Raw genomic sequence first — 26,958 nt, forward strand, 5'->3', positions numbered from 1 at the left:
GCACATACCCCGGTGCGGAGATCGTGCCGAACGCGGTGACGGCGGCGCCGCCGCCGAGCACGTCGGCCACGCTCTGCAGCGCGGCGTGGACCTGTCCGCCGTTGACCGCATCGCGGCTGTCGATCGCCACTGCGCCCGCGGCGACATTGCCCAGACGCGTGCCGTCTGCACCGCCCAAGGACACGCTGTCGCGCTGCGCGGAGTCGTAGACCACCGCGTTCGCGACGATCTCGCCGACGTCGCCGATCCGCGTTTCGATGTCGTCGACGCGGACATTGGTCGCATGCAGCTGGCTGCCGTTGACCGCCTCGGTGCTGTCGGCCGACAGTTCGCCGGCGGCGACGTTCGCCAGCACGGTCCCGCCTGCACCTTCGAAGCGGACGCGGCTCTTGTCGGTGTCCTCGTAGCGCACGACGCCTTCGACCAGCTCGCCGACTTCACCCGCGACTGCCTTGAGCTGTCCGAGATTCACCGCATCCGTGTCTTCGGTGCCGGCCGCGACGTTGATGATCTGACGGGTGAAAGCCCCGGTCAGCGTGCCATCGTCTCCGTTCATCCACGGCTGCGAGGCGCCGACCGAGATCGCATTGCCGCGATCGGCCAGCGAACCCATGCCGAGCGCGACGGCGCCGTCGTCGAGCGTCAGGGTGTGGTGCCCCAGCGCCAGCGCACCGCGACCGAGTGCCGCGCTGTAGGCACCGAGCGCGACCGAGAACGGTGCCGCCTCGCGCGTGCCGTCGCCGCCGAACTCCCATGGCCGGAACGCGCCTGCGTTGGCGAACGTGCCCAGCGCGATGGCGCCTTCACCTTCGGCCGTCGCCAGGAAACCGGCGGCGATCGACGTGTCGCTGTTCGCGTACGCACCGTTGCCCAGTGCCACCGACTGGATGCCGGACGCGAAGCTGTTGTTGCCCAGCGCGGTGGAGAACATCACCCGCGCCTGCGCGTTGGCGCCAATCGCGGTCGCGCCCCAGTCCGAGGCCCAGGCGCCACCGCCAACGGCGGTCGCGTTCTCGCCGGATGCGCGTGCGCCGACACCCAGCGCGTGCGCCATCTCGCCGACCGCATCGGCGTTGTAGCCGAACGCCGTCGCCCAGAGTCCGTCGGCACTGCTGAACGCACCGACCGCCATGCTCGCCGGACCGCCACTGACCGCGGCCAGACCGATCGCGATGCTCTGGTCGCCGAGCGCCAGTGCATCGGTGCCCACCGCGATGGTGTTGAAGTTCGACGCTTCCGCATTGCGACCCAGGGCGAGCGCGTTGTCGGCCGATGCGAGGGCGTTGTGGCCCACGGCGAGTGCACCGTCGGCATATGCCGTCGCGCCCGCGCCAAAGGCGGACGCGCCGTAACCGATCGCCGTCGCCGTTTCGCCCGAAGCGGTCGCTTCTTCGCCCGCCGCGAATGCGCCTGCATCCTCGTCGGGATCGGCGCGACCGACCGCTGCGAAATACTTGTTCGACGCGGTCGCGTCCTCGAGTTGGCCGAGATTCACCGCGTCGGTGGCTTCGGTGCCGTCGGCGACGTTGATGATCTGCCGGGTGAACGCCGCGGTCTCCGTACCGTCGTAACCGTTGACCCAGGCCTGCGACGCACCGACCGAGATCGCGTTGCCGCGATCGGCGAGCGAGCCGGCGCCGAGTGCGACGGATCCGTCCTCCAGCGTCATCGTGTAATGGCCCAGCGAGAGCGCGCCCCGGCCCAGTGCCGTGCTGTAGGCACCGAGCGCGACCGCGAACGGCGCCGCCTCGCGCGAGCCGTCGCCGCCGAGTTCCCAGGGCCGGAACCCACCGGCGTTCGCGAAGTAGCCGAACGCCAGGCTGCCCTCGCCTTCGGCCGTGGACAGAAATCCGGCCGCGATCGATGCATCGCTGTTCGCGTACGCGCCGTTGCCCAGTGCCACCGACTGGATGCCGCGCGCGAAGCTGTTGTTGCCGACGGCAGTGGCGTACATCACATCCGCGCGCGCATTGGCGCCCAGTGCGGTCGCGCCCATGTCGCCGGCGAATGCCGTCCCACCGACCGCGGTGCTGTCGTAGCCGTTCGCGTTCGCGCCGACGCCGAGCGCATGCGCCATCTCGCCGACCGCATTCGCGTTGTAACCGAACGCGGTGGCCCACAGACCGTCGGCGCTGCTGAACGCACCGACCGCCATGCTCGCCGGACCGTCGCTGATCGACCCGAGGCCGATCGCAATGCTCTGGTCGCCGAGTGCCGTCGCATCGGTACCGATCGCGATGGTGTTGAAGTTCGACGCTTCCGCGTTGCGACCGAGCGCCATGGCGTTGTCGGCCACGGCGAGCGCGTTGTGGCCGATCGCCAGCGTGCCGTCGGCGTAGGCGGTCGCGCCCGCGCCATAGGCCGAAGCGCCGAAGCCGATCGCGGTCGCGGTTTCGCCCGCTGCGGTCGCTTCCTCGCCGACGGCCAATGCACCCGCGTCCTCGTCCGGATTCGCGCGCCCCACCGCGGCGAAGTACTTGTTCGAGGCGGTCGCGTCCTCCAGCTGCGCCAGGTTCACTGCATCGGTCGATTCGGTGCCGGCGGCGACGTTGGTCAGCTGACGCTCGTCATCCTGCTGGCCGAACGACACGGTGTTCGGGCGATGCGCGGAGGCGTTGCGACCGATCGCGACGCTGTCGGGCGCATCGGCCCACACCACTGCGTTTTCGCCCAGCGCGATGCCGCCCAGCGCAAAGGCGCGTGTGGCGCCGCCGATCGCGATGGCGTTCTGGCCGTCGGCCCAGGACTCGATGCCCAGCGCGACGCTGCCGCCACCACTCGCCCAGGCATAGGACCCCAGCGCCGAGCTGCCGTAGCCAGAGGCAAACGTGCCGTTGCCGATCGCCGTCGCCTCGCCACCGGATGCAGTGGAATCGAAACCGACCGCGACCGATACGCCACCCGACGCCGTCGCACCGGCGCCGACCGCCACTGCGCCCGATCCCGCTGCCGACGCGCCGTCGCCGCAGACCACCGCATCGCCGGTGCCGCCGGTCGTGCCGAGCACGTTGCCATCCGGGTCGACGCAATGCGCATCATCGGCGAACGCGACACCCGAGCCAGCGGCCAGGGCGACCAGCAGCGCAGCCTGTGCGAACACGCGTGGCGATGCGCCCGTCGTGCGACCCGCGATGCAGCCGCGACCACTGCGTGCGAGTTCGGAGGCGACCACCAGCTGTCCGGCCGCGCGGTTCCAGACCTTCCTGTAAATCCTGTTCATCGTTCAACCCCTGGAGAATGAGACGGCATCGGCAGCCCGCGACGCCTGCCCGTGGGGCGCGTCGGTCATGCCGTGAAATGGGTGTCGAATCCTGTCGACGGTGCGCGTCCCCCGAAGGCCGCGCCACGTGCTCGAAGGCACGCGCCGACACTAAGTTTCAATCGCGTGACTTGTCACACTCAGAATCTGGCCGGATGATCACGACTTCTCACATTCCGTCTGCAGGCGGCTCCGACGATGTCGTCCAGTCCGCCCGTTCCGCCGTTTCGACGCATCGTTTCGGGCTTCGGTGATCTCGCCCGATGGCTGCAGCGCGTGCCACTCGCCGAGCCGATGGATCGCCGCAATGCGGCGACCCTGCAGGTACTGTTCCTGTTTCTCGGCATCACGATCCCGCTGAACTGGTGGCGGCATGCGGCTGCCGGCATGGTTTCGCAGCAGTTGCAGACCTTCATGGCCGCCGATGTGGTCGCGGCGCTGCTGTGCTTTCCCTGCATCTGGCTGATCCGCCGCGGCTGGTTGCGCGGCGGCATCGCGCTGTTCGTCTGCGCGCAGCTCACCGCGGCCTGCATCGGCTACGTCACCACGGCGGTGATGTTCGACCAGAGCCTGCAGATCCTGTCGCTGGTGATCGCCGGGCTGATCCTCGGCCGCAAGGCCTTGTGGACGGTGTTCCTGATGCTGCTGGCGGTGGCCACCATCGGTGTGCTCGTGCACGTACTGCCTGAAACCCGCACGGCGCAGGCGATGACGCGCGCGGCGGTGATCCTGCCGTCGTTCGTGATGAGCTATCTCGTCGTCACGCTGGTGCTCGACCGCATCATCGCGGCGTTGCGCGAGGCGCTGGCCGAATCCAAGGCGCGCGGCGTTCGGCTGGAGAACGAGATGCGCGAGCGCGAACGCGCGCAGGCGCAGCTGATCGAAGCGCAGAAACTCGAGGCCACAGGCCGACTCGCGAGCGGCGTCGCCCATGATTTCGACAACATCCTGTCTCTGATGTCGGCCTTCGCCAGCGAGCGCCATCGCGTGGACCCGTCGGCCTCCGCGCATGCGCGAGCGGACGCACTGGCCGACGCACTCGACGGTGTCGAGCAGGCCGCCGAACGCGGCATGGCCCTGACCCGCAAGCTGCTGACGTTCGCACGCCCGCTGCCGGCGAAGCTCGAAACCGTGGAACTGGGCGCGGCGATCGATGCGCTGACGCCGATGCTGCGCCAGACCTTCGGGCCGGACGTGCGCGTGCACGTGCGGCGCAGCGAAGTACCGCTGCTGGCACGGATCGACCGCCACCAGTTCGATCTGATGCTGCTCAACATCGCCTCCAACGCCCGCGATGCGATGCCCGACGGCGGCCGTTTCGACGTGGGCGCAGCCGTGACCGGCGACGACGCTTTGGAAATCGTGTTGCGCGACGACGGCACCGGCATGCCCGAGGCGGTGCGGCAACGCATCTTCGAACCGTTCTTCTCGACCAAGCCGACCGGCAGCGGCACCGGGCTGGGCCTCGCGGTCGCGCACAGTCTGGTCAGCAGCGCCGGCGGCACGATCGCCGCCGACAGCGCGCCGGGCGCGGGTACGACGTTCCGTATCCGCCTGCCGCGCGTGGCGGCAGACGCGGGCGTTCACCGCATCGACGTCAGCACGTAGCCCTCGCCGTGCACGGCGAGCAGCGGCATCGGCTCGCCGCAGGCATCGGCGATCTTGCGCCGCAGGCGATAGATCAGCGTGTCGAGGCGATGCGGATCGAAGTCGTGGACGTTGTCGGAAACCGCGGCGATCAGGCGATCGCGCGAGACGGTCTCGCCTTCCGCGCCGACCAGGCACTGCAGCATCCGGCGTTCGGATTTGGTCAGTGCCGCGCTGCCGCCGCCGGGTCCGATCAGGCTCCAGCCGTTGTCGGCCAGATGCCAGGCGGATGTCACCGTCGTCGCAGGGGCCACGCCCTCGTACAGGCGGCGCGCCAGGCTGTGCAGGGTGGCCGCCAGCAGGTCGATCTCCACCGGCTTGGACAGATACGCGTCGGCGCCTTCGTTGAGCCCGCGTACGCGGTCGGGCGTTTCGCGGCGCGCGGTCAGGATCACGATCCCCATCCGCGGATACCGCGCTCGCAGACTGCGCGCGACGTCGTAGCCACTGGCGTCGGGCAGGCCGACATCGAGCACGACGATGTCGGGCACGTCGCGGCCGAGCAGCGTTTCCAGCTCCGCCGCGTTCGCCATCCCGTCGACGGAAAACCCGAAGTCGGCGAGGCGCGGCAGCAGCACGCGCTCGCGCAGCATGTCGTCGTCTTCGAGGAGCGCAATCTTCAGCGTCATCACCGGAATCCTGGACTCCGGCATACGTCGGGGGATCGCATCACCGGAGCCCCACGATGTTAGCGCGTCGCCGCGTGCGCAGGGTCCGCGACCTGCGTCTGCCGCGAACGTGCAATGCAGGCCGGGCATAATTGCGCGGCGTTTTTTACCGGAATCCCCTGCCCCATGCGCTTTCTGACTGCAGGCTTCGCCTGTTCGCTGACCCTGCTCTGCGCCGCGTGCGCGTCCTCCCGCAGCTCCACCGCCGGCCATGTCCGACCCATCAATGTGCCGCCGGCCGCGTCCCGCGCCGACGAGACCGCGCAGTGGTGGTATCGCAGCGGCGCTGCGCGCGCGGCCGGCAACGGGGCGATGGGCGGCAACGCGAAGAATGTCATCGTGTTCCTCGGCGACGGCATGAGCCTGACCACGGTCGCGGCCGCGCGCATTCTCGAAGGCCAGCGTCTGGGCGGCAGCGGCGAAGAACACGCGCTGAGCTGGGAACGGTTCCCGGCAACCGGACTGTCGAAGACCTACAACACCGATTCGCAGACGCCCGATTCGGCCGGCACGATGACCGCGGTCGCGACCGGCGTGAAGTCGCACATGGGCGCGATCGGCGTCTCGTCGGGCAAGCGCTTCGATTGCGAGGACAGCCGCCAGCGCCACGTGCAGTCCTGGCTGCGCCTGGCCAGTGATGCCGGTCTGGACACCGGCATCGTCACCACCGCGCGTCTGACCCATGCGACCCCGGCGGCGACCTACGCGCATGTGCCGGACCGCAATTGGGAGAACGATGTCGACGTGCCGGACGAGGCGCGCGCGCAGGGCTGCCGCGACATCGCCCAGCAGATCCTCGATTTCGCACCGGGCCGCGCGCCGAAGGTGCTGATGGGCGGCGGCCGCGGCATGTTCCTGCCCGCCGGCGTGCGCGATCCGGAATACGACGACAAGGTCGGCCAGCGCCTCGACGGCCGCGATCTGACTGCCGAATGGCTGGCCGCCAATCCCGGCGGCGCCTTCGTCTGGAACACCACGCAGCTGCGCGCAGCGAACGATGCCGATGCGGTCTTCGGCCTGTTCGAACCCGACCACATGCAATACGAGCACGACCGCAACCAGGGCGAGGACGGCGAGCCGGATCTGGCGGAGATGACCCGCGTCGCGATCGAGCGTCTGGCCCGCGACGGCAAGGGCTACGTGCTGCTGGTCGAGAGCGGACGCATCGATCACGCCAACCACGAAGGCAACGCCTTCCGCGCGCTCGACGAGACCGTCGCGATGTCGCGTGCGGTGCAGGCCGCGGCCGAGGCGACGTCGGCTGAGGACACGCTGATCCTCGTCACCGCCGACCATTCGCATACGCTGAATTTCGTGGGCTATCCGACCCGCGGCAATCCGATCCTCGGCAAGGTGCGTGGCAGGGTCAGCGAGGACGACGATCCGAACGCCTACGCGCTCGACGCGACCGGTCTGACCTACACCACGCTGGTCTATGCCAACGGTCCCGGCTACATCGGCGCCAGCAACCAGCAGCCCGCCGGCCCCAAGGTCCACTATCACAAGCCCAGCAGCTTCGAGCCCGCGAGCGGCCGCCCGGATCTGCGCGAGGTCGACACCGAGCATCCGGACTTCATGCAGGAAGCGCTGGTGCCGATGCGCAGCGAATCGCATGGCGGCGATGACGTGGGCATCTGGGCACGCGGCCCGGGCAGCGACGCGGTGCGCGGCACGGTCGAGCAGAACGTGATCTATCACCTGATCGTGCAGGCGACACCCGCATTGCGCGCGCAGCTGTGCGCGACCGGCTATTGCAATGCCGATGGCGTTCCGGTCGACCTGCCAGCGATGACGCCGGTGGACGCGCCGGTGCGCGCGGCCGACTGAAGCCGACGCCCTTGATCCGTACGCGATCGGCCCGCCCGATCGCGTACGCAGCGTTCCACGCGCGACATCCTGCCTCGCCCGAAAGTACGACGCGGCCCGCAGCATCGACGGGCTAAGCTGGCCGCATCCCCATTCGAAGCGGAGCGGCACCCATGAATCGACTCGACGGCAAGGTCTGCGTGGTCACCGGCGCGGCCAGCGGCATCGGCAAGCGCATCGCCGAGGTCTACGCGCAGGCGGGCGGCAAGGTCGTCATCGCCGATCTCAAGCTCGATGCGGCCGAAGCCACCGCGACCGAAATCCGCAATGCCGGCGGTGATGCGCTGGCCGTGGCGATGGACGTCACCGACGAAGCACAGGTGGTCGACGGCATCGCCAAGGTCGTCGCGCACTACGGCCAGGTCGACGTGTTGGTGTCGAACGCCGGCATCCAGATCGTCAACAAGGTCACCGACTTCAGCTACGCCGACTGGAAGAAGATGCTCGCCATCCATCTCGACGGCGCGTTCCTGACCACGCGCGAGTGTCTGCGCGACATGGAAACGCGCAAGACCGGCGGCGCGATCATCTACATGGGCTCGGTGCATTCGCATACCGCGTCCAAGCTCAAGGCGCCCTACGTCACCGCCAAACACGGCCTGCTGGGCCTGGCCCGTACGGTCGCCAAGGAGGCCGCGGCCTATGGCGTGCGCGCGAACGTGATCTGCCCGGGCTTTGTGCGCACGCCGCTGGTCGACAAGCAGATTCCCGAGCAGGCGAAGGAGCTCGGCATCAGCGAGGACGAAGTGATCCAGAACGTGATGCTCAAGGACACCGTCGATGGTGAGTTCACCACCGTCGACGACGTCGCCAATGTCGCGCTGATGCTGGCCGCGTTCGAGACCAACGCGCTGACCGGCCAGAGCCTCGTGGTCAGCCACGGCTGGTACATGCAGTGAGCGACGCCGCGGTTTGCCGGCACGTCGCGCGCTATCCCACCGTCGCCCTGGTGCTGCAGGGCGGTGGCGCGCTCGGCGCCTACCAGTGCGGCGTCTACGAACGCCTGCACGAGGCCGGCATCGCGCCGAACTGGTTCGCCGGCATCTCGATCGGCGCGATCAACGCGGCGATCCTCGCCGGCAACGCGCCCGAAGACCGCATCGCGCAACTGCAGGCGTTCTGGCACACGATCACCGAGCCTGCCGGCCCGATGTCGCTGCCGGCGCTGGCGATCCGCACCGCGATCGCCGGCCTGCCCGAGGATCCGATGCTGCTGTCGTGGGCGCGCGGCATGAGCGCGATGGGTGCACTGCTGCAGGGCCAGCGTGGTTTTTTCGAAGCGCGTCCGATCTCGCCGCTGCTGTTGCCTGGCGACGGCAGCGATGCGGCGACGAGTTTCTACGACACCTCGCCCCTGCGCGAAACGCTGCTGCGCTACGTCGATTTCGACCGCATCAACCGTGATCGCAGCGTGCGCCTGACCGTGGGCGCGACCAGCGTGACGCGCGGCAATTTCCGCTACTTCGACAGCGCGCTGGCGCCGATCCGCGTCGAACACATCCTCGCTTCGGGCGCGTTGCCGCCGGCGTTTCCGGCCGTCGAGATCGACGGCGAGCCGTACTGGGACGGCGGCATCGTGTCCAACACGCCGCTGGAATACATCCTCGACTGCCGCCCGCACGAGGACACGCTCGCCTTCCAGGTCGACCTGTGGAGCGCGCGCGGCGTGGCGCCGGCGTCGATGCTCGACGTACTCGAGCGCATGAAGGACATCCGTTTCTCCAGCCGCACGCGCCACGGCACGCGCATGGTCGAGATGGCGCAGACGCTGCGCACGTCGCTGAAGGAACTGATCGAGCATCTGCCCGACCGCGTGCTGCCAGCGCATCTCGAAGAGGCGCTGTCGCCGTATCTCGACGACCGCGTGTTCAACGTGATCCATCTGATCTACCAGACCAAGCCGCACGAGCAGCAGAACAAGGACTACGCCTTCGGCCACATCCCGCTGCGCGAACACTGGGACAGCGGCCGACGCGACATGGATCGCACGCTGTCGCATCCACGCTGGTTCGATCTGCCGGACCGCGCGAAGGGCGTGGCGACGCACGATATCCATCGGGCGCGATCGGGCGACTGAGTGGATGCGGATTCGGCGGACTGGGCGGAGCGCATTGCCTGCAGCGGAGTCCTCGCGAGCGTCACCCCTCACCCCAACCCCTCTCCCGAGGGAGAGGGGCTCCATACGGTTCGCGCGTCGCGCTTCCTGCGTCGATGCTCACGGATCGTGCGCTGTTTGCAGGATGGGTAAAGCGCAGCGGAACCCGTCGAACCCGTTTTAGAACGGCTTGGCGAGCACCAGCCACACCACGCCGACCAGCAGCAGCACCGGGATCTCGTTGAACCAGCGCAGCGCCTTCGTCGACGGCAACGCGCGGCCCTTGTCGACGCCTTTGAGCCAGCGTCCGGCGACGACGAAATGCAGGATCAGCAGCACGACCAGCCCGAGCTTGGCGTGCAGCCAACCCGCGCCGCCGCCCATCGGGGCCATCGTCGGGAAGTCGGTGATGAAGGTGTAGCCCATCCACAGCACCAGGCCAAGAAAGAGCGCGAGGCCCAGCATCACGTGGCCGAAGCGGTAGAGGCGGCGGCCCATCAGCACCAGCCGTGCGCGCACGTCGACGGTGTCGCCGGCTTCAACGAGGTTGATCAGGATGCGCGGCAGGTAAAACGCCGCGGCGATCCACGCCATCACGAACACGAGATGGAAGGTCTTGACCCACAGATAGGCTTGCATCGCGCTGGCTCCCTCGGCTGACGGGCAAGGATCGCACGCCCGCGCGTGCGGTTCTCATCACGGATGCGTGCTGCGACGCTGTGTCGCAGTCGGGGCCAGCGCCTAGAATGCGCGTCCCGCACCTGTCCGGCTCCTCGATGTCCAAGCAATACGACCGCGCCTATTTCGACCGCTGGTATCGCGCCGGCGACATCGGCGGCCCTGCGCGGCTCGCACGCAAGGTCGCGCTCGCGGTCGCGACGGCCGAGTACCACCTGGAGCGCCCGCTGCGCACCGTGCTCGATATCGGCGCCGGCGAAGGTGCATGGCGCGCACCACTGCTCAAGCTGCGTCCGAAGGCGCAGTACCTCGGCTTCGATGCCAGCGAATACGCGGTGTCGCGTTTCGGGCGTGCGCGCAATCTGCATCACGCGCGCTTCGCCGATTTCGAGATGCTGCGGCCCTGCCCGCCGGTCGATCTGCTGATCTGCAGCGACGTGCTGCATTACCTCGACACGCGCGAACTCGACCGCGGCCTGCCTGGCCTGGCCGACCTCACCGGCGGCGTCGCATTCCTCGAATGCTTCACCCGCGAAGACGGTGCCGAAGGCGACGACGACGGTTTCAAGCAGCGCCCCGCCCGTTTCTACCGGGAACGCTTCGCCGCTGCCGGCTTCCGCGCTCTGGGCTCGCATTGCTGGCTGTCGCCACAACTGGCGGACGCCGCGACGGCACTCGAAACCGCCTGATCCAGCGCAAACGCGTCACCTGAATCCTGCCCGCGCCCGCCCCGGCCGTTCACGGCCGATGCGCTATGCTGCGCCGCAGCAACACCACTGACCGGAATGCCGATGCTGTTCTACCAACTGCACGAGATGGGCCGCGCCTGGATGAAGCCGTGGACGCTGCTGGCCGACGCGAACGCGAAGGCGTTCGGCGCCGACAGCACCTGGCTGTCCAATCTGCCCGGCTCCGAGCAGCTCTCCGCCGCCAACGAGCTGCTGTACCGCATCGGCAAGGATTACGAGAAGCCGGCATTCGACATCCATGCCGTCGAGAACGACGACAACGACCGCACCTATCCGGTCGTGCAGCTCGACGCGCTGGTGAAGCCGTTCTGCAAGCTGCTGCGCTTCAAGCGCTACACCGATGATCCGGCGCATCTCGAAGTCATCAAGGCGCAGCCCACCGTGCTCGTCGTCGCGCCACTGTCGGGCCACCACTCGACGCTGCTGCGCGACACCGCGCGCACGCTGCTGCGCGACCACAAGGTCTACGTCACCGACTGGATCGATGCGCGCATGGTGCCGGCCGAAGCCGGTGCGTTCTCGCTCGACGACTACATCGCCTACATCGAGGACTTCATCCGCCATATCGGCGCCGAAGACCTGCACGTGGTCAGCGTCTGCCAGCCGACCGTGCCGGTACTCGCCGCGGTCTCGCTGATGGCCGGTCGCGGCGAAGCCACGCCGCGTTCGCTGGTGATGATGGGCGGTCCGATCGACACGCGTCAGTCGCCGACCGCGGTCAACAATCTCGCGACCGAGAAGCCGCACGCCTGGTTCGAACAGAACGTGATCCACCCGGTGCCGATGAACTATCCCGGTCGCGGTCGTCTTGTGTATCCGGGCTTCCTGCAGCACATGGGTTTCATGGCGATGAATCCCGAGCGCCACCTCGAATCGCACTGGGATTTCTATCGCGATCTGGTCAAGGGCGATGACGACGACGCGCAGTCGCACCGCCGTTTCTACGATGAATACAACGCCGTGCTCGACATGCCGGCCGAGTACTACCTCGACACGATCCGCATCGTGTTCCAGGAGCATCTGTTGCCGCGAGGCAAGTGGGTCGTCGCCGGTGAGCGTGTGGATCCGTCGAAGATCACCGGCACCGCGCTGCTGACGATCGAAGGCGAGCTCGACGACATTTCCGGCGAAGGCCAGACCCGCGCCGCGCACACGCTGTGCACGGGTGTGTCGGAAGCTGATCGCGCACATCTGACCGTCAAGGGCGCCGGCCACTACGGCATCTTCAGCGGCCGCCGCTGGCGGACGCAGGTGTATCCGCAGGTGCGTGCCTTCATCGCATCGCATGCGCAGGGCGCGAGCCCGGCGCAGGCAAAGCCGGCAGCGAAGACCGCACGCAAGAAGGCGGCGAAGCGGACGACGAAGAAGACGACCTGATCCCGCGCGCCACGCATGCGCGGATCACGCAAACAGAAAGGCGCGCCGGTCGAAACCGGCGCGCCTTTTTCGTGGATCGGTGAACAGCCGCTCAGCTGTACTGCGCCGTCTTGACCAGCAGGTGCTTGGCGATACCGCCATGCATGCGGCCGATGCCGCGGAACAAGTGCAGGCTGGCAAACAGGGTCAGCACGCCGGTCACCAGCAGCAGCGGGGTCGCGATCAGCGGGAAGGACGTGGACAGGCCCGAATCGTTGGACCAGTTCAACACCGACCAGCCGAAGTTGTCGACGCCCGGCGTCGCCATGCCCGTCCACACCAGCAGCGGCGCGGCGATCATGCTCAGCGACAGCGACAGCAGGGTCACGTTGATCGTGAAGTAGACGATGCCCAGCGGCAGCATCAGCAGCAGGTAGAACAGCGTGCTCCAGGTGCGCACGTCGGTGAACATGTCGCCGATGCGCTGCAACCAGTTGCGACCGCGGGCCGAATACAGCGGCCTGCGCGGCATGCGCTCGCCGAGCATCACTTCGACCAGGCGGCCTTCGACCAGCGACAGCAGCCGCACTGAACCGAAGAACAGGATCAGCAGCGGAATGCCGATCAGCACGACGACCAGGCTCAGCGATACCGACAGGCCGGTCACCACCCAGGTGAAGTAGAAGATGCCCGTCGCCAGCGACAGCACCATGTAGAACATCGATGCGTAGGTGCGCGGATCGGCGGCGACGCCGAAGAAGCGGCCGACCAGCGACGTGCGCGGCTTCGGCGCCGGCGGCCGCAGCGCAGTCTGCACTTTGACCTCGGTGTCGCGATAGATATCGGCCACCTCGTCCGGCGCGCCGTAGCTCGACGCGACCGACGCGATGACCTCGGCTTCCGAACGGCCCGGTTGTTCGGCCAGTTCCGAACGCAGATATTCCTCGGCGTCGTAGAGCGCGTCCTGCACGAGTGCGGGATCGGCGCCGGTGAGCGCGACGCGCAGCTGTTCCAGGTACTCGGGGATGCTCTGCGGTGGCTTGTGCATGTTCATTCGCGTATCCCCTCCAGGACGGCGTCGACGGAATCCCGTGTGGCCCGCCAGGCGGCGGTCCAGTGCTGCAGGGTGGTCCGCCCTGCCTCGGTGATGCGGTAGTAACGGCGCGGCGGTCCGGCGACGGACGGTTCCACGTGACTGTCGAGCAGCCCGGCAGCGCTGAGATTGCGCAGCACCGGATACAGCGCGCTCTGCTTGCCGCTGAGCACGCCGTCGAGCGATTCGAGACGCTTGGCGATCTGGTAGCCGTACATCGGCTCGCCCGCGCTGCCCAGTACCGCCAGCAATGCCAGCGACACCGTGCCCGCGCTCAGCTCCTTCTGGAACTTGCGCAGCTGCAGATCGCTGTCATCAGGGGCGTCGGCCATGGGCCACCTCCGCTAGGTTGATCCAGATACTAGTGCGGACTTCGCTATAGCGGATGTGCCGGTAGTCACGCAGACCATCGACTCGGCCACAATCGGGGTCTGTTTTCCGGGGAATCCATCCATGCGCCAGCTGTCGCGTCACGCCCTGTCCGCCACCCTCGCCGCCTGCGTGCTCGCGCTGGCCGGCTGCGCCACGTCCGGCGCACCAGCGACCGTCGAGACCCGTTCCACACAGGAACTGCTGGATGCCTCCACGCCTGAGGACTGGCGCACGCCCGACCCGGCCAACCTGCTGTACATGGATGTCGACGGCGGCCGCGTGGTGATCGAACTGGCGCCGGCGTTCGCGCCCGAACACGTCGCCAACATCCGCACCCTCGCCCGCGGCGGCTTCTGGAACGGACTCACCCTGTACCGCTCGCAGGACAACTTCGTCGTGCAGTTCGGCGACATCACCGAGGACGGCGCACCCGGCAAGCCGATCGGCAGCGCACGCGCGAAGTTACCGGCCGAGTTCGATCGCGCGTCGGCCGGTCTCGCCTTCCACGCGCTGCCCGACCCCGACGGCTGGGCGGCGCAGGCCGGTTTCGCCGACGGCTTTCCGGCCGCGCGCGACGACCGCAACGGCGCCGGCCGCGCGTGGCTCGCGCATTGCTACGGCACGCTGGGCGCGGGCCGCGACATGGCGCCCGATTCCAGCAACGGCACCGAGCTCTACATCGTCACCGGCCAATCGCCGCGCCAGCTCGATCGCAACATCACCACGGTCGGCCGCGTGCTGCAGGGCATGGAACTGCTGAGCGTGCTGCCGCGTGGGACCGGTCCGCTGGGTTTCTACGAGGATCCGAAGCAGCGCACGCCGATCCGCCGCATCCGCCTCGCCTCCGAAGCACCAGCAAACCAGCGCACGCCGCTGCAGGTGCTGCGCACCGACACGCCGCTGTTCGACGCCGTGGTGGAATCGCGCCGCAACCGCCGCGACGACTGGTACGTGCAGCCGGCTGGCCACATCGACCTGTGCAACATCAACGTGCCGGTGCGCACGCCGCCGGCGAGCTGATCACGATGCGCATCGAGACCGAACGCCTGCTGTTGCGTCCGCACACGATCGAGGACTTCGACGCGCTGCGGGCGATGATCCGCGACCCCGAGGTGATGCGGCACATCACCTCGATCGTGCCCAGCGACGAGGACATCTGGAACCGGCTGCTGCGCTACATCGGCCACTGGACCGCGTTCGGCTTCGGCATCTTCGCGGTGATCGAACGCGAAACCGGCCGCAACGTCGGCGGCGCCGGCTTCGCGGATTTCCGTCGCGATCTGGGCGATGCGTTCTCCGCCTCGCCCGAGGGTGCCTGGGTGTTCGCCAAGGAAGCGCACGGTCGCGGCATCGCGTCGGAAGCCACGCAGGCGATGCACGCCTGGTTCGACGCACAGCCCTTCGGCGGGCGCAGCGTCTGCATCATCAATCCGGACAACGCGCCGTCGCGGAAACTGGCCGGCAAGCTCGGCTACGTCGAAACGGGTCCGACGCAGTACCACGATGAGACCACGCTGACCTTCGAGCGCCTGCGACCGCGCGCCTGATCAGGCGTCGCGGTGGCTGTCGTCTCTGCCCAGCGCCTGGTGCTGGAACAGACACATGCGGATCGCGCTGCGATAGCGGCCGTCGCTGAAGAACTCGTCGACCAGAACGCCTTCGCGCTGGAAGTCCAGCGACTCGTAGACGTGGATCGCCGCGGCATTGTCCACGTCGACCAGCAGGTACAGCTTGTAGAGATTGAGCACGCGGAACGCGTAGGCGATCGCGAGCGACGTCGCCGGCCGCGCATAGCCGCGGCCCTGATGCGTCGGCGAGATCATGATCGCGAACTCGGCGCGCCTGTGCAGATGATCGATCTCGACCAGCTCCACCATGCCCACGCGCGTATGACTGCCGTCTTCGACGATGAAGCGGCGTTCGCTCCAGGACCTGCTCACTCGATTGGGGCATGTCCCGCCGCGCCTGAGCGCGTTCGGCGCAAGGAAGAGCGAGGGCGCTTATGTCGATAAGCAACCGAGTGATGACGCAGTGCCGGACGCGCTCAGGCGCGGCCCTTCGGGTTGCCGCGTCCGGCGCCCAGACGCCCGCGCGCCGCTCGAACAGGCACCCGGCCTGTCGCTTCGCGGCGCAACGAACCTCTGGACGCCGGACGCGACAACGGGACACGCCCCAATCGGGTGAGCAGGTCCTTCGTGGATATGTTTGCGGAACAGTTCCTCGAGCTCGACGAAGGACTCGTAGGGCTCCTCGAACCAGTAGCTCATGACCGTGCGGTTGTTGTTGAGCTCGTGGACGAAATGCAGATCGCCGCGTTCGAGTGGGCGCAGCAGCACCGGCAACTGTTCGTCGGCGGTTTCGGTCGTGGGCGCGTTCGCATTCATGGGCATGAGACTACGCCCCGCCGGTGACAGATGCGTGTGTCGTCACGTCGGCTTTCCGTTTCGCTGCCTAGCCTGCACGTCATCCCCCGCACCACAAGGAACCGACATGCCCATGCTCCGCATCCGCCTCACCGGCAGCGACGACACTGCACGCGCGGTGATCAATCTTCTGTCGAGCGTGGAGGGCATCGAGCACGTCGAGGAAATCGACGACCTGATGCCGCACATGGACGATGCCGATTCCAGCTCCGCCGGTCTCAGCGATGTCGCCGGACCGAAGATGCACGAGATCGAAGTCGAGGTCGGCAATCCCTCGACCGAGCGCAAGGTGCGCGAGGCGATCGAAGCGCTGGCCTTCGACCTCGACGCCGTCGTCGAGTTCGAGACCGAAGAAGAAGGCTGAGCCCGCACACCATTCGCGGCGGCGGGCTCGCTGCACTCAGCTCGCCGCCGGCAATGCCTCGATCAGCTTGGCCATGCGTTCGCGCTGCGCGGTATCCGGCAGGCGACCGCGGCCTGCACCGAGATTGTCGATCAGGTTCGAGGCGCGACTCGTCGCCGGCGTCGCGCATGTCACGGCCGGATGCGACAGCACGAACTTCAGGAAGAACTGGCCCCAGGTGGCCGCATCGAATTCCGCTGCCCAGTCCGGCACCGGCGTTTCGCCGACGCGACGCCACAGCCGCGTCCGCCCGAACGGCGCGTAGACCAGCACACCGATGCCGCGCTCGGCCGCCAACGGAAGAATCGTCTCTTCGACGTCGCGGTTGTCGATCGCGTAATCCACGCCGATGAAATCCAGCGGCTCGTTGCGCATCGTCTCGATCAGCTTCGGATACGCCGGCTTGCTGGTCGACGTGACGCCGATGTAGCGCACGCGCTTGGCCTCTTTCAGTTCCTTGAGGATGCCGAGCTGGGTCGGCACGTCGCCGAGGTTGTGCACCTGGATCAGATCGATCGTGTCGCGGCCGAGGCGCGAGAACGAGGCTTCGATCTGCGCGCGCGCCGCAGCCGGGTCGGCCTTTGCATCCGCTTCGCGGCCGGCGACATTGACCTTGGTCGCCCAGAACACGCGATCGGCGATGCCGAGGTCCTGCACCGCCTTGCCCGCGACCTCTTCCGAGGCGCCGTAGCTGGGCGCGGTATCGAACACCGCGCCGCCTTGGTCGACCAGCGCGCGCAGCACCTCGTTGAGCGCGGATGCGTCGTCGCGCGCGGTCGACGAGAACGTCGCCGAGCTGCCGAGACCGACGACGGGAATACGTTGGCCGCTCGACGGAATCGGGCGCGTCAGCAACGGCGCGGGCGTGGCGGCGAACAGCGTGCCGGGCAATGCCAGCGACAGGCCGGCACCGAGTGAGAGTTTCAGGGCATCGCGACGGGTGACCATGGCGTCCTCCTTGCATGGATGGCGCAGGCCGGGCCTGCGTCGTGAACCGGCGCGGTGTGGGAACTGCGTTGCGCGTCCGGCGTGCCGGCATGACAGGCGGCGTCCCGAGTCTGCAATACCCCACCGCGTCGGGCAACCGACGCGCTTGATGCGATCAGCCGCGGCGACGTCGCCGCCACAGCGCGCGCAGCGCGAGGAACAACGCGAAACCGGCGATGCCCAAGGGCAACAGGAATGCGGTCGCGCGGATCGTCCAGGCGGTGCCGACCGCCAGCGTGCCGCCGAACTCGCGGAACGCCATCGCGATCTCGCTGCGGCCCTGCTCGCCGTCGCGCGCGCGCCGCTGCACGGTCAGCAGTTGCGTGTCGATGCGCCGGCGGTGCTGGGCGCCGTCGAGACGCGCGGCCTCGATCTGCGCTTCGGTCGCGGCGATGCGCTCCGACAACGCGATCATGTCGGCCACCGACAGATCACGTCGCGCTTCGAACGCCTGCAGCCGCGCCAGTTCCTTCGTCAGCCGGTCCTGCTCGGTGGTGTTGTCGCGTACGACGACGGCGAGATCCTCGGCGCGCGTACTGCGCTCGCCGGCCTCGCCACCCTCGCCTGCCAGCGCGATCATCGGTTCGATGCCCGCGGGCGCCATGCGCAGCACCGCGCGTGCGGACGGGCGATCGCCGGCCGACTGCTGCGCTTCGATCAGCGTGCACGCACCGAAGCGCGCATCGCGGCACGCGGCCTGGATCGCCTGCAGCCGCGGCACGATCATCGCCCCGTCCAGCTGCACGCCGACGCTGTGCTCGTAGGCCAGCAAGGCCTCGGCGTCGTCTGCCTGCGCGGCGGCGCCCTCGGTATAGGCCATGCCGTCCGCATGTGCGTTCGGATTCGAGCAAGCGGTGGTCAGCGCGCCCATGAGCGCGAGCACGCCGACCCAACGCAGGTGCGCGCGCCTCACAGACGCGCCCCATCGATCTGCACGATCTCCAGCGCTGCGAGATCGATCCCGCCGACGCAGCGCACATTGATGCAGGCCATCTTCACGCCGTCCGGACCGACGCCGCGGCTGTAGGGCGCGATGCCGCAGGTGTCGCAGAAGTGGTGGTCGATGTTGTGCGTGTTGAAGCGATAGGTCTGCGGCGTGCCGCTGCCGGTTTCGCGCAGCGCGTCAGCGGCCACGAATGCCAGCAGGCCGCCGCGCCGGCGGCACATCGAGCAGTTGCAGTCGTAGACCTCGGCGATCTCGCCGTCCAGCTCGAACGCCAGGCTGCCGCAGTGGCAGCGCCCCGTATGCGCCATCGTCGTCTCTCCGGTTGTGCGGCGGGATTATGCGCCTGACGAGGGCGCCGGCACCCGGTTGCGGCCCGCGCGTGCACGGCCGAGCGCCCACAGTGCAGCGGTGACGCACAGCCAGGCCAGCAGCCACGGCCAGGCGCGGCCCGGGCGTGTCGCCGTCATCGTGTCCGGGGTTGCGTCCGATGCCCGCGCGAGCGCCCGGGTCGCGCTCTGCAACGCGGCGACGTGGAGACTCACGGCGGCACCGTCTGCGCGCACTAGGAACGGCCAGTCTCCGGCACCGGATTCGACTCGATGCCAGCCCGCCACCGTCGGCCAGATGCCGGCGCAGTCGTTCGTGGCGGGATCGGGGACCGGCGTCGAGGTCGTGCCGTCGGGCGCATGGACGCGTGCATCGGCGTCCAGCCCGCAGACCGTCGAACGCGTGCCGACACGGAATTCGCCGTCGAAACGTGGCGGCTGCACATCACCGACGCGCGCGAGCGTGCCTGCCCAACCGCTCCACAGTCCTGCATGCAGATCCGCGCGGCCGGCCAGCGGCAGTTGCCAGCTGTCGGCCAGCGTGACCACACCGAGCCGTCCGTGTCCGACCTCCTGCCAGCGCATCATCCCGGACGGCCCATCGCCGGGCGCCGCTGCGCCGCCCGACAGCGGCAGGTAGGCGAGCGTCGGCGCCGCTTCGCCGGCCAGCAGCGGATCGAAGGGCGCGTCGTCGCTGCCCGGCCCCATCCACGCGCGCAGACGTGCGACATCGTCGGGGCCGACGTCCGGCTGCCAGTCGACGGCGCGTCCGGTCTCGATCGTCAGGCCAGCGCTGCGCAACCAGCCCCGCAGCGCCGCAGATGGCGCCTGCGGCGTATGGATCAGCAGGCCCAGGCCCCCACGCACGGCGGTCAGCAACGATGCACGCGCGCCGGCGCCGAGGCCGTCCCAGGCGCGTGCGTCGAGCAACACCAGATCCTGCTGCGCGAGCGATGCGGCATCGAGAGCCGGCGCATCGCCGACGCCCGCGCCGCCGCCGAAGGTCGTGCGCCAGCGCAAGCGCAGACCCGCATCCTCCGCCCAGCGACGCAGCGCGCGCACGTCCGGATTCGGAGCGCCCGCGATCAGCAGCACGCGCAGCGGCGCTGCCGCGTCGACGATCACCGGCACCTGCACGCGCTCGATCTCGCGCGCGTCCGCGTCGTGCACGACGACATCGAACAGCGTCGCGCCTGCCTCACGCGCGGTCGCGTCCAGCCGGAAACGTCCGGCGTCGTCGGCCTCCACGTTCGACACGAGGCGGCCTGCGGGATCCATCAGCGAGACGCGTGCCGCCTCGATCCCGGCCACGCGGCCGCGCACGTCGAAACGCGCACCGGCGCCGATGTGGTCTGGCGCAACGAGTTCGACGACTCCTGCAGGCAATTCGGCCGGCACGAACGCCAACGCGCGACCGTCGACCGCATCGCGATCACGTGCGTCCAGCCCATGACCGACGACGACCAGCGCGCGCGCATCGGCATGCCGACGCAGCGCGGTCGCCAGATCCGGCATGCGTTCGGCACCCGGCGGCATGTCACCGGCTTCCGGCAGGGCGACGACGGTCTCGGCGGCCGGCACCGCGAGACCTTCAGCGCCGGCGGTCAGCACGGCGAGCGTGCCGCGCTCGACCGCGACGGGCGGCGGCAACAACCCGCGGAACAGCAGGACTGTCGACGCCAGCGTCAACGCGACGAGCGCGCACGTGCGCCACGCGGCAGGACGTGCGTCGGGCGTCGCGCGCAGATGTCCCACCGCCAAGCGCAGCACCGCGAGCGCGGCACCGACGACGAGCACGACGAGCAGCCAGCGATCCGCGTTCATGGTGCGTCCGCCTGCAGCGCTTCGAGATAACGCGCGCCCATCGCATCGTGCGCTGCACGCCGCGCGGGCGCCGGCAGCGGTCGCTGCAGCACGCGCCACAGCTGTCCACGCGCCGCCTGCCGGCAGTCGGCGCAGGCCGCGTCGCGGCGCAGTGCATCGACGGCGGCCAGCAACGCGAGCGGATCGTCGACCTGGCGCGGATGCGCCTGCGCCCAGCTGATCAACCCATCGAGATCCGGCGCATCGTTCCAGGCGAGCGCGCGCCAGGCGTTTGCGGGTGCCGCGTCGGTGTCCACGTCGGGTGCGGGCACGGCACGCGGCGCGATGCCGTCGCGATCGCCCTCGAGGCGTCGCGTGGGATCGACGGGTGGCAACGAAGCACCGACGCGCGCCAGGTAGATGCGATCGGCTTCCTGCACCTGTTTGATCAGTTCGAGCGCGCGGTTGGCGTGCGGCAGCGCCTCGCGAGGCGCGGCCTGGCGCAGGTGCAGTTCCGACTGCCACATCGCCTGCAGCGCGCCACGCAGGATCTCGCGCGTTTTCGGGTCCAGCAGCGTCGCCGCTTCCGGCAGGTCGTGGGTGTGGCCGAACGTCGCCAGCACGTCGTCGGCGCGGCCGAAGGTCATCGCGTCCTGCGGTGCATGATCGTGGTCGTGGTTGTGGTCGTCGTGCGTGGCCGCGCCCTGTGCGGCGGGCGCATCGTCGTGCGCGTGATCGTCATCGTCGTGGGCGTCCACCGGCGGCGTATCGGTCTGGCCGAAGTCGTCGATCGGCAGCGGTTTGCGCGGTCGTGGAGGCGGCGCTTCGGCATCGTCGGTCGGCGGCGGACGTGGCCCCCCTTCCGATTCCTCGCCGAGGAACTGACCGTAGCGCAGCCGCAGGATCCGCTGGTCCACGCCGAGGGCATCGGAGCGTCCCTCGAAGGCGCTGCGCTCGATGCGCGGCTGCTCGGCGATCAGGGCTTCGGCATCGATGATGATCTGGCGCTGGCTGCGGAAGTACGCGGGCAGCACGTCGCGCGCGAGTCCTTCGAGCCCATCCGCATCGACCGGTGCCGGCGGCGGCCAGCGCAGGATCAGGCTGGCGCTGCGGGCACGTTGCGGTTCCGGCGCGCGGTTGTCGCGCACTTCGAGCTGGGCGACGAGATCCCCGCCCTCTTCCAGCCCGAGTGCGACCGGATCGAGCGTCGTTGCGAAGGTCAACGCGCGCGCATCGCCGCGTCCGCGTAGCGGCATCGTGCGGTCCTCGAACGTGATCGCTTCGCCACTGCCGCGCGTGACCGTGATCCGCAGCTGCGCGTCCGGCGCGACGCCGTGATCGTCACTGGCTTCGAAGACCAACGGCCAAGCGCGCTGTCCGCGGGTATAGGTCGACAGTGTCTCCTCCGGCGTGCGCACGCGCACCTCGGGCGGCCGGTCCGGCACCGCGTCCAGTCGCCAGGGCTGCGCGCGCGCCAGGATGTGGTCGGTATTGCCATCGACGGCGATGCGGTATAGCCAGGACTGGTCGAGCCGCAACGTGGCGACCCAGTCCTCGCCCTCGCGCACGAACGCGATCTCGCTGTCGTCATGCAACCGCAGCGCGACACGCTGCGGCTGCGGGGCGAAGCGCAGCGTCCATCGCAAGGTCGCGCTGACTGGTGCCTGCGCGTCTAGTTCGGTTTGCGTGCGCATCGCCTGACCGGTGTAGGCCGGCGCGTCGATCCGCAATGCTTGCGACTGCAGGACCGGCGTGCCATTCACCGCAGCGGATCGCGACGCAAGTCGTGTCTGCGCATCCGCATTCGGCGCGATGGGCGGCCACCACACAGCCGCTGCGATCAGGATCGCGCCGGACACCCATGCCGCCGCGATCGTTTGCGTCGGGAGCGGTACGGGTACAGACGTCCAAGGCGCGCTCGTGAGTCTTGCCTGCAGACGCGACTGCTGCAGGCGCTGCAGCGCGCCTAGTGTCTCGGCACGCGCGAACACCAGTGCGGCGCTGTCGTCCATGTCCGCGCGGTCCGCGTCCAGGCGGCGCGTCAGCCATGCGCGATCGAAGCGCACCATGCGACGCGACGCCAGCCACGCGACGACCGCCAGCCCCGCGAGCGCGACGCCTGTGGCGAACGGCATGCCCGCGAGCCGCCACGTCAGCGCTGCACCGCCCGCGATCAGCGGCAGTGCGCACAGCAGCACGCTCGCGACCGCGCGTCGGCGCGCGGCACCCAAGGTGCGGGTCAGCTGTGCAACGACGCTCATGCCGTTCGGTTCCGACGCGGCGCCGCAGCCATCCAGCGCTCCAGCGCGAACGCCAGCGCGACGAGCAAGGCCCACCAGGGCCGCAGGTCGCGTGGCGTCGTCGGCCAGGCATCGGCGCCGGTCGATGGCGCCAGATCCGTGGCAGCGATGCGCTGCGGTGCGGGCAGCGGCTGCAGCAACTCCCGCAGGCGCGACGGGAATCCGGGATCGAGCAGAACGGGCATCGTCGCCGGATCGACCGCCTGCGCGAAACGTACGCAGATCGCTTCGCCACAGGCGGCGCGTTCGACCACGGCCGCACCGTTCGCGTCCTGCTGGAGCGACTGCCAGTCGATCTCTTCGCGCGGTACGTCCGGCCCCAGCAGCAGAACGCGGCCAGACGCTTCGGTGCGAAACGCAGCGGGCGGGGCGGTGTCGCCCCACCAGACGGCAATCGCATCCGCCCGCGGCGCTTCGTCTGCGTTCGCGATGCGCAATGCATCGGCATCATCGGGGCGCCACGCGCGTGCAACAGCGCGCAGCACGCGCAACGCCGGATCGTCGGCGGCAATGCCGAAGGCATCGAGACGCGGGGGCAGGACTAACGGTGCGTCCGTGTCGGGTTCACTGCCGTCCACGATCTGCCAGTCGACCGGCCGCGACAGCACGATGCGTCCACCGTCGGCCCCGTCGATCGTCTCGGGCACCAGCACCGTCAACGCGGTGTCGGGGGGCGCGGTCATGTCCAGCTCGCGCAACAGGCTGGCGACACTGGCGCCGTTGCGTGCGGGCGCGGATTCGCCGCCCACTTCGGGAAATCCGGGCGCGAGCCAGCGCGGCGCCGGTACGCCGTCTTCGGTACGCGGCAGCGCGGCGTCGGCAACGCCAGGCACGACGACGGTCCAGCGCGCCGGTGCGGTTTCACCGTGCAGCACCGGCCACGCGAGCCACAGCGCAAGCAGTGCCAAGACCAGCAGCCGCACCAGCAGCAGCGGCCAGTCGTCGAAGCGCAGACGACGTCGCGGCTTCGGCCGCTCGCGCAGCCAGCGCAACGCGGCGAACGGCGTGGGCCGCGTCGCATCACGACGTGCCAGATGCAGCAGCAGCGGCAACAGCAGTGCGATCAGCGCCGCGAGCGCGGCCGGCGCGAGCAGACCGACACTCATGGCGCTCGGTCACCGAACAGTGCGCCAAGCACGGTTGCCGGCGGCGTATCGATCACGTGGGTCGCGAAGCGGATGCCGGCCGCCGCGAATCGCGCCGCCAACGCGCGTCGCGCAGTCTCGAAACGGGCGAGGTAATCCGCGCGCAGCGCGGGACCATCACCGAGCAACGATTCGCCGGCTTCCTGTTCCACGAAGCGGCGTCCGTCGCGGAACGGGAAATCGCGTTCGTCGGCGGTCAGCACCTGCAGCGCGGTCACGTCGCGGCCGGCGTTGGCGAGCTGCACCAGCTGCTCGACTGCGGTGTCGTCGAACCAGTCGCCGATCGCGACGACGAGATCGCCACGTGCAATGCGTCCCCACGCGGGCGCAAGCGCCTTCGCCTCCGGCCATTCGCCACCCGGACGCACCGCGGCCAGGGCATGCCGTAGCCGGTCGCGCTGACGCGGACCGGTGCCCGGGGTCACCAGCGCGACGCCTGCGCCACCGCACAGCACGAGGCCACAGGCGTCCCCTTGCCGCTGTGCGATCTCATAAACGCAAGTCGTCAGCAACCGCGCGACATCGAAGCGCGTGCGCGTCGGCGCGGCCTCGTCGGCCTGGGTCATCGATGCCGTGGTGTCGAGCAGCACCCAGGCACGCACGGGGCTGTCGCGCTCCGCCTCGCGGACGAAGAAACGATCGCTGCGCGCGTAGAGCTTCCAGTCGATCTGCCGCGGCTCGTCGCCGGATTCGTAGGCGCGGTACTGGGAGAATTCGAGCCCGCTGCCGCGATTGCGGCTTGCGTGGTGGCCGATGCCCTGTCGTCCCGGTGCGTGACGCGGCCGCAGGCGCAGGGTCGCGAGCAACGAACGCAGCGCAGGCGACAGCACGTCGCCCACGGCATCGGCCGCAGGCGTTCCGGATACGTCGGGTTCCGCAGTCGCCATCGCGTGCGTCAGCGTGCCGGCGCGGGCAAGGCGCGCAGCAGGCCGGCAATCACCGCGTCGGCATCGATCTGCGCCGCCTCGGCGGCGAACGACAGCACCAGACGATGGCGCAGCACCGGCGCGAGCAAGGCTGCGACATCTTCGCGCGTTGCCGCGAGCCGGCCCTGCAACAACGCACGCGCCTTCGCCGCGAGCACCAGCGACTGGCCCGCCCGCGGACCCGCGCCCCAGCGCACGTACTCGCGCACGACATCCGGCGCACCCTCGCCCGGCCGCGTCGCACGCACCAGCGCGGTGATCCACGCCAGCAGGTCTTCGCTCACATGCACTTGGCGCACCAGCGCCTGCAGCGCGAGCACCGCATCGGCGCCCATGACGCGCGGCACCTCGGCCTCGGCCGTGCCGGTGGTGCGCGCGAGAATCGCCTGCTCTTCGTCTGCATCGGGATAGCCGAGCGCAACGTGCAACAGGAAGCGGTCGAGCTGCGCCTCGGGCAAGGGATAGGTACCGGCCTGTTCGATCGGATTCTGCGTGGCCAGCACGAAGAACGGCCGCGGCAACGCGCGGGTGACACCGGCATGGCTGACGGTGTGCTCGGCCATCGCTTCCAGCAACGCGGCCTGGGTCTTGGGTGGCGTGCGGTTCAGTTCGTCGGCGAGCAGCAGCTGGGTGAACACCGGGCCTTCCTGGAACCGGAAGTGGCGCTTGCCGGTGCCGTGATCTTCCTCGAGCAGTTCGGTGCCGAGCAGATCGCTGGGCATCAGGTCGGGCGTGAACTGCACGCGCCGGAAGCCCAGATCGAGCGCCTGCCCCAGCGTGCGCACCAGCAGCGTCTTGCCGAGCCCGGGCACGCCTTCGAGCAGCACGTGGCCGCCTGCGAGCAGCGCGACCAGCAGTTGTTCGACGACATCGGCCTGGCCGACGACCGCGCGCCCAATCGCAGCGCGCAGGGCATCGAGCTCGGCGAGACGGGCCTGCAGGTCGGCTTCGGTAGGAGCGGTGTCGGTCATGCGTGCCTCGAAAAGTGCAGGTGTGGACGCGTGCCCACACGAGAAATGCGTGTCATGCGCTCAAGGCATACATGACGATGTTGACCGCGAACTTCGTGTTGTCCTCGGCCAGGAAACGCTTGTTGCGCCAGTCGTAATCCCACTCGCAGCCGTAATCTTTGTTGCTGTAGAGCACGGCCAGGCGCCCGTCGATCGTGATGCCCTTGAGATAGTCGTGCACCAGATCGTCGCCCCAGCCATTGAGCTCGAAACTCGTCGCCGGCGGGCCGTCAGGGAACTGGAAAAAGCTGCGGTAGAGCGCATGATTGTTGGGCAGCTTGCTCAGCGCAGACGCGCCGAAAATCTCAGCCATCTGCGCCTCGAACGATTTGGCGAACAGCCCGTCGATGTCGTGGTTGCAGTCATCGACGAACACGAATCCACCACCGCGCACATAACGCTCGAAATTGCGTCGCTCGGCGGGGCTGAACTCGACCAGCTTGTGCCCGGCGAGATAGCAGAACGGCGAGGCGAGCATCTTCGGATCCGACAGCGCGACGACGCGCTCTTCCGGATCGACCCGCAGGCTGGTGTAGTCGATCAGCGAGGTGATGACATTGGACGGCATCCGCTGGTCCACATCCCAGTTGCCTGATTCATAGCGCAGGCGGGTGAACCAGAAGTCGTAGCGGGCCGATTGGGCCGCGACATGCGGCAGCGCGAGCGTTGTGGCGCTGGCGAGCAGCAGTTGCAGGGATTGGCGGCGGTTCATCGCGCGCACGCCTCAGTAGTGACGAGGTACTCGATTTGGCTTTGGCTTTGGCTTTGGCTTTGGCTTTGGCTTTGCAGCGAATGGTCGATGCAGAACGCAGACCCGGAGGGCGCCGCACATGGATGTGCGGCGTTTTTCGACCGAGCCATGGATGGCGAGTCGAAAAATCCCGGAACAAGTGACTCACCGGATTT

Annotated in this window: 24 protein-coding genes and 1 pseudogene; 9 read left to right on the plus strand and 16 right to left on the minus strand. The window is 68.9% G+C overall.

All coding sequences use genetic code 11. The features are described 5' to 3' along the window. Positions 1-58: 58 nt before the first annotated feature. A pseudogene (locus LU699_RS02265) lies at positions 59-3,220 on the minus strand (ESPR-type extended signal peptide-containing protein); the annotation flags it as partial. Positions 3,221-3,457: 237 nt separating this feature from the next. On the opposite strand from LU699_RS02265, the gene LU699_RS02270 reads away from it, so the two are divergent. Beyond that, positions 3,458-4,867 (plus strand): sensor histidine kinase, encoded by a 1,410-nt coding sequence (locus LU699_RS02270; RefSeq protein ID WP_232137776.1) that lies wholly within the window; start codon positions 3,458-3,460, stop codon positions 4,865-4,867. Here the strand turns inward: LU699_RS02270 and LU699_RS02275 are convergent. Further along, on the minus strand, positions 4,843-5,535 hold the full coding sequence (locus tag LU699_RS02275) for a response regulator transcription factor (protein WP_232137777.1): 693 nt from the start codon (positions 5,533-5,535) through the stop codon (positions 4,843-4,845). The two genes, LU699_RS02270 and LU699_RS02275, sit on opposite strands and share 25 nt — an antisense overlap. Positions 5,536-5,700: 165 nt before the next feature. Between LU699_RS02275 and LU699_RS02280 the strand changes: the two genes are divergently transcribed. The 3 genes from LU699_RS02280 to LU699_RS02290 all read left to right on the plus strand — a co-directional run bounded on the left by LU699_RS02280 (position 5,701) and on the right by LU699_RS02290 (position 9,517). After that, positions 5,701-7,401 carry an alkaline phosphatase family protein gene (locus tag LU699_RS02280; protein WP_232580466.1) on the plus strand — a complete coding sequence of 567 codons (1,701 nt, stop codon included), beginning with the start codon at positions 5,701-5,703 and terminating at the stop codon, positions 7,399-7,401. 152 nt (positions 7,402-7,553) lie between these two features. Continuing rightward, entirely contained in the window at positions 7,554-8,339 is a 786-nt protein-coding gene (locus tag LU699_RS02285) for a 3-hydroxybutyrate dehydrogenase (protein WP_232137779.1), read from the plus strand. Next, on the plus strand, positions 8,336-9,517 hold the full coding sequence (locus LU699_RS02290; protein ID WP_232137780.1) for a patatin-like phospholipase family protein: 1,182 nt from the start codon (positions 8,336-8,338) through the stop codon (positions 9,515-9,517). Before LU699_RS02285 ends, LU699_RS02290 begins: the two co-directional genes overlap by 4 nt. Positions 9,518-9,715: 198 nt before the next feature. On the opposite strand, the gene LU699_RS02295 is transcribed toward LU699_RS02290, so the two are convergent. After that, entirely contained in the window at positions 9,716-10,174 is a 459-nt protein-coding gene (locus LU699_RS02295; RefSeq protein WP_232137781.1) for a CopD family protein, read from the minus strand. Between the two features lie 137 nt (positions 10,175-10,311). On the opposite strand from LU699_RS02295, the gene LU699_RS02300 reads away from it, so the two are divergent. Both LU699_RS02300 and LU699_RS02305 read left to right on the plus strand, forming a co-directional pair. Next, positions 10,312-10,902 carry a class I SAM-dependent DNA methyltransferase gene (locus LU699_RS02300; RefSeq protein ID WP_232137782.1) on the plus strand — a complete coding sequence of 197 codons (591 nt, stop codon included), beginning with the start codon at positions 10,312-10,314 and terminating at the stop codon, positions 10,900-10,902. 96 nt (positions 10,903-10,998) lie between these two features. Then, a complete protein-coding gene (locus LU699_RS02305; protein ID WP_232137783.1) occupies positions 10,999-12,339 on the plus strand; it encodes a polyhydroxyalkanoate depolymerase in 1,341 nt (446 codons plus the stop codon). Between the two features lie 91 nt (positions 12,340-12,430). On the opposite strand, the gene LU699_RS02310 is transcribed toward LU699_RS02305, so the two are convergent. After that, positions 12,431-13,372, minus strand: a complete 942-nt coding sequence (locus LU699_RS02310) for a sensor domain-containing protein (protein WP_232137784.1) — start codon at positions 13,370-13,372, stop codon at positions 12,431-12,433. Continuing rightward, positions 13,369-13,743, minus strand: a complete 375-nt coding sequence (locus tag LU699_RS02315; RefSeq protein ID WP_232137785.1) for a PadR family transcriptional regulator — start codon at positions 13,741-13,743, stop codon at positions 13,369-13,371. The genes LU699_RS02310 and LU699_RS02315 overlap by 4 nt, the downstream gene beginning before the upstream one ends. Positions 13,744-13,864: 121 nt before the next feature. On the opposite strand from LU699_RS02315, the gene LU699_RS02320 reads away from it, so the two are divergent. Both LU699_RS02320 and LU699_RS02325 read left to right on the plus strand, forming a co-directional pair. After that, complete coding sequence (locus tag LU699_RS02320; protein ID WP_232137787.1) at positions 13,865-14,803, plus strand: peptidylprolyl isomerase; 939 nt, start codon at positions 13,865-13,867, stop codon at positions 14,801-14,803. Between the two features lie 5 nt (positions 14,804-14,808). Beyond that, positions 14,809-15,330: a GNAT family N-acetyltransferase gene (locus tag LU699_RS02325; RefSeq protein WP_232137788.1), complete on the plus strand. Its 522-nt coding sequence runs from the start codon at positions 14,809-14,811 to the stop codon at positions 15,328-15,330. Here the strand turns inward: LU699_RS02325 and LU699_RS02330 are convergent, their stop codons facing one another. Both LU699_RS02330 and LU699_RS02335 read right to left on the minus strand, forming a co-directional pair. Next, entirely contained in the window at positions 15,331-15,723 is a 393-nt protein-coding gene (locus LU699_RS02330; protein WP_232137789.1) for a GNAT family N-acetyltransferase, read from the minus strand. 60 nt (positions 15,724-15,783) lie between these two features. After that, entirely contained in the window at positions 15,784-16,167 is a 384-nt protein-coding gene (locus LU699_RS02335) for a GNAT family protein (protein ID WP_232137790.1), read from the minus strand. 106 nt (positions 16,168-16,273) lie between these two features. Between LU699_RS02335 and LU699_RS02340 the strand changes: the two genes are divergently transcribed. After that, positions 16,274-16,570, plus strand: coding sequence for a hypothetical protein (locus LU699_RS02340; RefSeq protein WP_232137791.1), 297 nt, complete (start codon positions 16,274-16,276; stop codon positions 16,568-16,570). A 36-nt stretch (positions 16,571-16,606) separates the two neighbouring features. On the opposite strand, the gene LU699_RS02345 is transcribed toward LU699_RS02340, so the two are convergent. The 9 genes from LU699_RS02345 to LU699_RS02385 form a co-directional block, all read right to left on the minus strand. Further along, a complete protein-coding gene (locus tag LU699_RS02345; protein ID WP_232137792.1) occupies positions 16,607-17,557 on the minus strand; it encodes an aldo/keto reductase in 951 nt (316 codons plus the stop codon). 154 nt (positions 17,558-17,711) lie between these two features. Next, complete coding sequence (locus LU699_RS02350; protein WP_232137793.1) at positions 17,712-18,509, minus strand: DUF4349 domain-containing protein; 798 nt, start codon at positions 18,507-18,509, stop codon at positions 17,712-17,714. Further along, a complete protein-coding gene (locus LU699_RS02355) occupies positions 18,506-18,850 on the minus strand; it encodes a GFA family protein (RefSeq protein ID WP_232137794.1) in 345 nt (114 codons plus the stop codon). Before LU699_RS02355 ends, LU699_RS02350 begins: the two co-directional genes overlap by 4 nt. Before the next feature lie 27 nt (positions 18,851-18,877). Further along, a complete protein-coding gene (locus tag LU699_RS02360; protein WP_232150338.1) occupies positions 18,878-20,692 on the minus strand; it encodes a carboxypeptidase regulatory-like domain-containing protein in 1,815 nt (604 codons plus the stop codon). Next, positions 20,689-22,932, minus strand: a complete 2,244-nt coding sequence (locus LU699_RS02365; RefSeq protein ID WP_232580467.1) for a DUF4175 domain-containing protein — start codon at positions 22,930-22,932, stop codon at positions 20,689-20,691. Before LU699_RS02365 ends, LU699_RS02360 begins: the two co-directional genes overlap by 4 nt. Beyond that, positions 22,929-24,077 (minus strand): BatA domain-containing protein, encoded by a 1,149-nt coding sequence (locus tag LU699_RS02370; RefSeq protein WP_232150339.1) that lies wholly within the window; start codon positions 24,075-24,077, stop codon positions 22,929-22,931. The genes LU699_RS02365 and LU699_RS02370 overlap by 4 nt, the downstream gene beginning before the upstream one ends. Beyond that, the gene (locus tag LU699_RS02375) at positions 24,074-25,003 is read right to left on the minus strand and encodes a DUF58 domain-containing protein (RefSeq protein WP_232137798.1); all 930 of its coding nucleotides are present in this window, start codon (positions 25,001-25,003) and stop codon (positions 24,074-24,076) included. The genes LU699_RS02370 and LU699_RS02375 overlap by 4 nt, the downstream gene beginning before the upstream one ends. A gap of 8 nt (positions 25,004-25,011) precedes the next feature. Continuing rightward, positions 25,012-26,013 (minus strand): AAA family ATPase, encoded by a 1,002-nt coding sequence (locus LU699_RS02380; protein WP_232137799.1) that lies wholly within the window; start codon positions 26,011-26,013, stop codon positions 25,012-25,014. Between the two features lie 52 nt (positions 26,014-26,065). Beyond that, positions 26,066-26,764 (minus strand): DUF4159 domain-containing protein, encoded by a 699-nt coding sequence (locus LU699_RS02385; protein ID WP_232150340.1) that lies wholly within the window; start codon positions 26,762-26,764, stop codon positions 26,066-26,068. Between the last annotated feature and the right edge of the window lie 194 nt (positions 26,765-26,958).

The organism is Luteimonas fraxinea (assembly GCF_021233355.1).
GTDB classification, from domain to species: domain Bacteria; phylum Pseudomonadota; class Gammaproteobacteria; order Xanthomonadales; family Xanthomonadaceae; genus Luteimonas; species Luteimonas fraxinea.

Excerpts from the sequence above, each read along its gene's own strand:
- LU699_RS02275 (WP_232137777.1), bottom strand. The coding sequence starts at position 5,535 with ATGACGCTGAAGATTGCGCTCCTCGAAGACGACGACATGCTGCGCGAG.
- LU699_RS02285 (WP_232137779.1), top strand. The coding sequence starts at position 7,554 with ATGAATCGACTCGACGGCAAGGTCTGCGTGGTCACCGGCGCGGCCAGC.
- LU699_RS02385 (WP_232150340.1), bottom strand. The coding sequence starts at position 26,764 with ATGAACCGCCGCCAATCCCTGCAACTGCTGCTCGCCAGCGCCACAACG.
- LU699_RS02280 (WP_232580466.1), top strand. The coding sequence starts at position 5,701 with ATGCGCTTTCTGACTGCAGGCTTCGCCTGTTCGCTGACCCTGCTCTGC.
- LU699_RS02360 (WP_232150338.1), bottom strand. The coding sequence starts at position 20,692 with ATGAACGCGGATCGCTGGCTGCTCGTCGTGCTCGTCGTCGGTGCCGCG.
- LU699_RS02295 (WP_232137781.1), bottom strand. The coding sequence starts at position 10,174 with ATGCAAGCCTATCTGTGGGTCAAGACCTTCCATCTCGTGTTCGTGATG.
- LU699_RS02335 (WP_232137790.1), bottom strand. The coding sequence starts at position 16,167 with ATGAATGCGAACGCGCCCACGACCGAAACCGCCGACGAACAGTTGCCG.
- LU699_RS02270 (WP_232137776.1), top strand. The coding sequence starts at position 3,458 with ATGTCGTCCAGTCCGCCCGTTCCGCCGTTTCGACGCATCGTTTCGGGC.
- LU699_RS02365 (WP_232580467.1), bottom strand. The coding sequence starts at position 22,932 with ATGAGCGTCGTTGCACAGCTGACCCGCACCTTGGGTGCCGCGCGCCGA.
- LU699_RS02345 (WP_232137792.1), bottom strand. The coding sequence starts at position 17,557 with ATGGTCACCCGTCGCGATGCCCTGAAACTCTCACTCGGTGCCGGCCTG.
- LU699_RS02315 (WP_232137785.1), bottom strand. The coding sequence starts at position 13,743 with ATGGCCGACGCCCCTGATGACAGCGATCTGCAGCTGCGCAAGTTCCAG.
- LU699_RS02375 (WP_232137798.1), bottom strand. The coding sequence starts at position 25,003 with ATGGCGACTGCGGAACCCGACGTATCCGGAACGCCTGCGGCCGATGCC.
- LU699_RS02355 (WP_232137794.1), bottom strand. The coding sequence starts at position 18,850 with ATGGCGCATACGGGGCGCTGCCACTGCGGCAGCCTGGCGTTCGAGCTG.
- LU699_RS02340 (WP_232137791.1), top strand. The coding sequence starts at position 16,274 with ATGCCCATGCTCCGCATCCGCCTCACCGGCAGCGACGACACTGCACGC.
- LU699_RS02325 (WP_232137788.1), top strand. The coding sequence starts at position 14,809 with ATGCGCATCGAGACCGAACGCCTGCTGTTGCGTCCGCACACGATCGAG.
- LU699_RS02380 (WP_232137799.1), bottom strand. The coding sequence starts at position 26,013 with ATGACCGACACCGCTCCTACCGAAGCCGACCTGCAGGCCCGTCTCGCC.
- LU699_RS02305 (WP_232137783.1), top strand. The coding sequence starts at position 10,999 with ATGCCGATGCTGTTCTACCAACTGCACGAGATGGGCCGCGCCTGGATG.
- LU699_RS02370 (WP_232150339.1), bottom strand. The coding sequence starts at position 24,077 with ATGAGTGTCGGTCTGCTCGCGCCGGCCGCGCTCGCGGCGCTGATCGCA.
- LU699_RS02310 (WP_232137784.1), bottom strand. The coding sequence starts at position 13,372 with ATGAACATGCACAAGCCACCGCAGAGCATCCCCGAGTACCTGGAACAG.
- LU699_RS02300 (WP_232137782.1), top strand. The coding sequence starts at position 10,312 with ATGTCCAAGCAATACGACCGCGCCTATTTCGACCGCTGGTATCGCGCC.
- LU699_RS02320 (WP_232137787.1), top strand. The coding sequence starts at position 13,865 with ATGCGCCAGCTGTCGCGTCACGCCCTGTCCGCCACCCTCGCCGCCTGC.